The 5,114-nt window shown below is 75.6% G+C and carries 6 protein-coding genes and 1 pseudogene; 1 reads left to right on the forward strand and 6 read right to left on the reverse strand.

The genetic code is table 11. The annotated features are described in order from the left end of the window. Positions 1-175: 175 nt before the first annotated feature. From OO57_RS36975 to OO57_RS36990, 4 genes are all read right to left on the reverse strand, one after another. Positions 176-1,093: a DUF2797 domain-containing protein gene (locus OO57_RS36975; RefSeq protein WP_033257238.1), complete on the reverse strand. Its 918-nt coding sequence runs from the start codon at positions 1,091-1,093 to the stop codon at positions 176-178. 47 nt (positions 1,094-1,140) lie between these two features. Beyond that, positions 1,141-1,593, reverse strand: a complete 453-nt coding sequence (locus OO57_RS36980; protein WP_033257240.1) for a MarR family winged helix-turn-helix transcriptional regulator — start codon at positions 1,591-1,593, stop codon at positions 1,141-1,143. Between the two features lie 106 nt (positions 1,594-1,699). Further along, a complete protein-coding gene (locus tag OO57_RS36985) occupies positions 1,700-2,098 on the reverse strand; it encodes a DUF3037 domain-containing protein (protein WP_033257242.1) in 399 nt (132 codons plus the stop codon). After that, the gene (locus OO57_RS36990) at positions 2,098-2,853 is read right to left on the reverse strand and encodes a HipA family kinase (RefSeq protein WP_033257244.1); all 756 of its coding nucleotides are present in this window, start codon (positions 2,851-2,853) and stop codon (positions 2,098-2,100) included. Before OO57_RS36990 ends, OO57_RS36985 begins: the two co-directional genes overlap by 1 nt. Positions 2,854-3,008: 155 nt before the next feature. Between OO57_RS36990 and OO57_RS36995 the strand changes: the two genes are divergently transcribed. After that, entirely contained in the window at positions 3,009-4,367 is a 1,359-nt protein-coding gene (locus OO57_RS36995; protein WP_033257248.1) for an NAD(P)/FAD-dependent oxidoreductase, read from the forward strand. 74 nt (positions 4,368-4,441) lie between these two features. Here the strand turns inward: OO57_RS36995 and OO57_RS37000 are convergent, their stop codons facing one another. Both OO57_RS37000 and OO57_RS37005 read right to left on the reverse strand, forming a co-directional pair. Then, complete coding sequence (locus tag OO57_RS37000; RefSeq protein WP_033257246.1) at positions 4,442-4,798, reverse strand: hypothetical protein; 357 nt, start codon at positions 4,796-4,798, stop codon at positions 4,442-4,444. 14 nt (positions 4,799-4,812) lie between these two features. Next, positions 4,813-5,114 (reverse strand): annotated as a pseudogene (locus tag OO57_RS37005) (GntR family transcriptional regulator); the annotation flags it as partial.

The raw sequence follows: 5,114 nt of genomic DNA on the forward strand, positions 1-5,114 counted from the left end.
GATGTCGCAATCCACACCGAGCCAGAAGGCCCTCACTCATTTCAAGATCACCACACCGTGAACCCCGTCACCAACCTCCGTGGTCAGTACACCTAGGGCCGGTGCGGGGCCCCGGTGCGGGCCCGGCGTCCGGTCGAACGGCGCCGGCCCCGGAGCCCGGCCCTGGAACCCGGCCCTAGAACAGGGTGTCCTGTTCGGCGGCGGGGCGGGCCCTGGGGAGCAGGGCCAGGCCGTCGCAGCCGGGGGCGCCGGGGGCGGGGTGCAGCGTCCAGCCGGTGAGCAGGCGGGTGTCGAGGAGCAGCGGGGGGCCGTCGGGCCGGTCGAGGAAGAGGTGGCCGCCGATGGGGCGGCGCAGGCGGCCGGTCAGGAGGGCGCCGTCGGTGAGGGCCTTGACCTGCTGGTAGTGGTCGGGGGCGCCGTCGGTGAGGCCGAAGAGCTCGACCTGGTCGGTGACGGGGTGGTCGGTGAGCAGCTCCAGCTGGTCGTGGCCCTGTTCGGTGAGCAGGCGGTGGGCGCGGGTGCGGGCGGCGGTGACCGCGTCGTGCCGCTCGGCGGGGGCGGGCAGGCCCCACCAGGCCGGGTACTTGGCGGCGGCGGGGATCCGCTCGCGGGCCAGCCGGGCGTGGGCGAGGGCGAGTTCGGCGCGGCGGACGGCGGGCAGCGGGCCGTGGGCGACGAACGTCCAGGTGAGGGCGGCCTGTTCGAGCAGGCGGGCGGTGCCGCGTTCGGCGGCGGTGAGGCCGACCTTGAGCAGGCCGGGGGCGAACCAGGCGAGGTAGAGGCGGTAGGCGCGGCCGTCGTCGAGGATGCGGTCCCGGGCGAGTTGCAGGCCGCGGTCGGCGTTCTGGCAGGGCGGGCACTGGCTGACGGTGCCCTCGGCGGGGACGGTGGCGCGGTGCGGGCAGGGGCGGTGGCCGCGCTCGGTGTGCGCGCCGGTGCAGCGGCGCGGGCCGGTGATCCGCCAGGCGACGGGGGTGCCGTCGGCGAGCGGCCGGGCGTGGCGCCCGCGGCCGTCGGTGGCGGTGAGGTGGGGCGCGCCGTCCTGCCAGTGGAGCCCCGTGGCGGTCCATCCGCTGCCCTGGTCCTGGTGCATCCGGTGAGCGTACGGCACGCCACGGACAGTCACGGCGGCACCGTCGTTCACGGCCGCAGCAGCAGGGGCAGGACGTGGTCGCAGAGCCCGGCGAGGGCGGTGCGCTGCCCGGGGTCGAGGCTGTCGAAGGCGGCGCGGGCGCGGGCCATGTCGGCGTGGATCCGGTGGAGGACCTCGCGGCCCGGCCCGGTGATGGTGACGATCTTGACCCGGCGGTCGGCGGCGGCGGCCTCGCGGTGGGCGTAGCCGAGTGCTTCGAGGCGGTCGACGATGCCGGTGACGTTGGAGGCGTCGCAGCCGAGGCGCCCGGCCAGGGCGCGCATCGGGACGGGTTCGAGGACGGCCTTGAGGGCCTTGGCCTGCGAGGAGTTGAGGCCGTGGCGGGCCGCGGCGGAGGCGAAGTCCTGGAAGTAGGCGGCGCCGACGGCCGCGATCCGTTCCATGAGTTCGGTGCTGGAGGGTGCGGTCGCGGCGGTGCCGCTGCCTGTGCTGCTGGCCATGGCGGTCAGGGTACGCCCATTCGTTTCAGTGACTCCAGCATTGAGTCTGGCAAGTAGTTTGCGGATCCGGTGGACGCTCCGTGCTCGGCCGCCCCGGCGGGGCCGCTCAGAGCACCAGGCGGTCGAACAGGTGGTGCAGTTCCGCGGCCGGGTCGGCGGTCAGCCCGGTGTGCACGGGGCCGGGCTGGACGACGGCGCTGCGCGGGGCGGTGAGCCAGCGGAAGCGCTGCCCGGCGCTGTCCCGGGCGGCCGGTCCGGCGGCCTCGCCGCCCGCGCAGACCGCCTCCACGCCGCGCAGCGCGCGCCGCACGCCCGCGACGTCGGCCAGCGCGTCCAGGGCCAGCAGCCGCCCCTGGTCGAGGTGGGTGCGGGCGCCCAGGTACGCGGCGGTGCGGCAGTACAGCAGGACGCCGATGTTGACGCACTCGCCGCGCTCGACCCGGGGGACGGCCCGGATCAGCGCGTACTCGTAGTCGTGGCGGGGCTGTTCGTGGACGGGCTCCATCAGGACGCCACCTCCGGGAGCCAGTCGCGGGGCCCGGCCAGGCGGGCGGTGAGCTGTGCGGTGTACGCGGCGCGGACGTCGTCGGGGGCGTCGAAGCCGGGCTCGTCGGCCAGCCAGACGTCGGGGACGGCGGCGACGGCGGCCGGCAGCGCCTGTCCGGCGAGTACGGCGAGTTCGGCGTCGACGGCCTTCAGGTGGCCGGCGGCGTGCCGCAGCGCGTGGTCGGAGGCGTCGTAGGGCTTGCGGCGCCACTTCTCGGCGCCCGGCCAGCTGTGGTGGAAGACCAGGCTGGCGCCGTGGTCGATCAGCCGCAGGCCGCCGGCCGCGACCAGCAGGTTGGGGTTGCGCCAGGAGCGGTCGACGTTGCCGATCAGGGCGTCGAACCAGAGCACCCGGGCGGCGGAGTCGTCGTCCACCTCGAAGCAGAGCGGGTCGAAGTTCAGCGCCCCGGAGACGTACGCCATGCCGAGGTTGGTGCCGCCGCTGGCCCGCATCTGGTCCTGGATCTGCACCTCGGGCTCGCTGCGGGCCAGCACCGGGTCCAGGTCGACGAGGGCGAGTTCGGGCACCGGCAGGCCGATCCGGCGGCCGAGTTCGCCGGCCAGCACCTCGGCCACCAGCGCCTTGCGGCCCTGGGCCGCGCCGACCCACTTCAGGACGTACAGGCGGCGGTCGTCGGCCTCGATCAGGCCCGGCATCGAACCGCCTTCGCGCAGCGGCGTCGCGTAGCGGACGGCCGTCACCTCGGAGAGCATCCGGACAGCCTAGCGGCCCGGGCGGGGGGCATGACCGCGCGCCGGGCGGGCAGGCGCCCGGCAGCCCGTTGGAGATGCACCCGCCGTTACCCCGTGCGAGTGTGGCCAACAGTCGTCCTTGCTACTCACGGACCTGCACACAGTAGGGGATGAAGATGGAACGACCTCGGATCCTGATCGTCGGCGGCGGCTTCGCCGGACTCGAGTGCGCGCGCCGCCTGGAGCGCAAGCTCGCCCCCTCCGAGGCGGAGATCTCCCTGGTCACGCCGTTCTCGTACCAGCTGTACCTGCCGCTGCTGCCGCACGTCGCGGCCGGGGTGCTGACCCCGCAGTCGGTGGCGATCTCGCTGCGGCGCTCGCTGCGGCGCACCCACATCGTGCCGGGCGGGGCGATCGGCGTCGATCCGCGGTCGAAGGTCGCCGTGGTCCGCAAGATCACCGACGAGGTGGTCGCGGTGAAGTACGACTACCTGGTGCTCGCGCCGGGCAGCGTCACCCGGACCTTCGACATCCCCGGCCTGCCGGACTACGCGCGCGGCATGAAGACGCTCGCCGAGGCCACGTACATCCGCGACCACGTGATCGCCCAGCTCGACCTGGCGTCCGCGTCGATGGACGAGAACGAGCGGGCCTCCCGGCTGCAGTTCGTGGTGGTCGGCGGCGGGTACGCGGGCACCGAGACCGCGGCCTGCCTGCAGCGGCTGACCACGGCGGCGGTCAAGCGCTACCCGCGGCTGGACCCTCAGCTGATCAAGTGGCACCTGATCGACATCGCCCCGAAGCTGATGCCCGAGCTCGGCGACAAGCTCGGCACCACCGCGATGGAGATCCTGCGCGGGCGCGGCGTGGACGTGTCGCTGGGCGTGTCGATCGCCGAGGTCGGCCCGGAGACCGTCAAGTTCACCGACGGGCGCAGCCTGCCGTGCCGCACCCTGATCTGGACGGCGGGCGTGGCCGCCTCCCCGCTGGTCGGCACGCTGGACGCGGAGACGGTGCGCGGGCGGCTGGCGGTGACGGCGGAGATGCGGGTGCCGCAGTTCGAGGGCGTGTTCGCGCTCGGTGACGCGGCCGCGGTGCCGGACCTGGCCAAGGGCGACGGGGCGGTCTGCCCGCCGACCGCGCAGCACTCGGCCCGGCAGGGCAAGCGGGTCGCCGAGAACCTGGTCGCGGCGCTGCGCAACCAGCCGCTGCAGCCGTACTTCCACAAGGACCTGGGCCTGGTCGTCGACCTCGGCGGCAAGGACGCGGTCTCCAAGCCGCTGGGCGTGGAGCTGCACGGCGCGCCCGCGCAGGCGGTGGCCCGCGGCTACCACGTGATGGCGATGCGCACCAACGCCGCGAAGTACCGCACGGCGGCGAACTGGCTGCTCAACGCCACCGCGGGCGACGACTTCGTCCGCACCGGCTTCCTGGCCCGCCAGCCCGCCCGGCTGCGCGACTTCGAGTACACCGACGCGTACCTCTCCCGCGACCAGGTCCGCGAGCACGCGCAGGCGCTGCTGGCCAAGGGCTGAGCGCCCGCAGGCACCGACGCAGGCACCGACGCAGGCACCGACGCAGGCCCCCCGCCCGGCGCGGGGGGCCTGCGTCACACCGTGTACGGGTAGAGCTCGGCGTGCGCGCACGGGACGGCGACCTCGACCCGGCCGGGCGGGGCGGGCAGGTCGAGCGGGATCAGGCTGTCGCCGGTGCGCAGCACCCCCGCGCCGTCGAACTCGCCGGTCAGCAGCAGGAGTCCGCCCTCGGTGCGGACGGCCGGGGCGGGCCCGGGGGCGGGGCGGACGGTGGCGTGGTCCTCGTCGACCGTCCACTCGACGTGGTACGGGCCGGGCGGGTCGGCCGGGTCGCCGCGCCAGAGGGCGACGGCCGGGCCGTGCGGGGTGCGGACCTCGGCGAGCGGCGGGCCCGGGTCGGCGGGGCGCAGGCGGAGCAGGTGGACCAGCACGGGGCGCGGTCCTCTCAGGTGAGCCGGGAGCCGGTGGCGGGGGCGGCCAGCACGGCGGCGAGGTCGGCGGCCAGCTCGGGGGCCTCGGCCGGGTCGAGGGTGGAGACGGTGATCCGGATGCCGGGCGGGGAGGCGAGGCGGAACAGCGCGCCGGGGGCGGTGACCCAGCCGCGGTGGAGCAGCGCGGCGGCGGTCGCGGTCTCGTCGGGGACGGGCACCCAGACGTTGAGGCCGCTGGCGCCGTGGGCGCGGATGCCGTGCGCGGCGAGGGCGGCCAGCAGGGCGTCGCGCCGGGCGCGGTAGGCGGGGGCGGGGG

Source organism: Kitasatospora phosalacinea (genome assembly GCF_000717185.1).
Classification (GTDB): Bacteria; Actinomycetota; Actinomycetes; order Streptomycetales; family Streptomycetaceae; genus Kitasatospora; species Kitasatospora phosalacinea_A.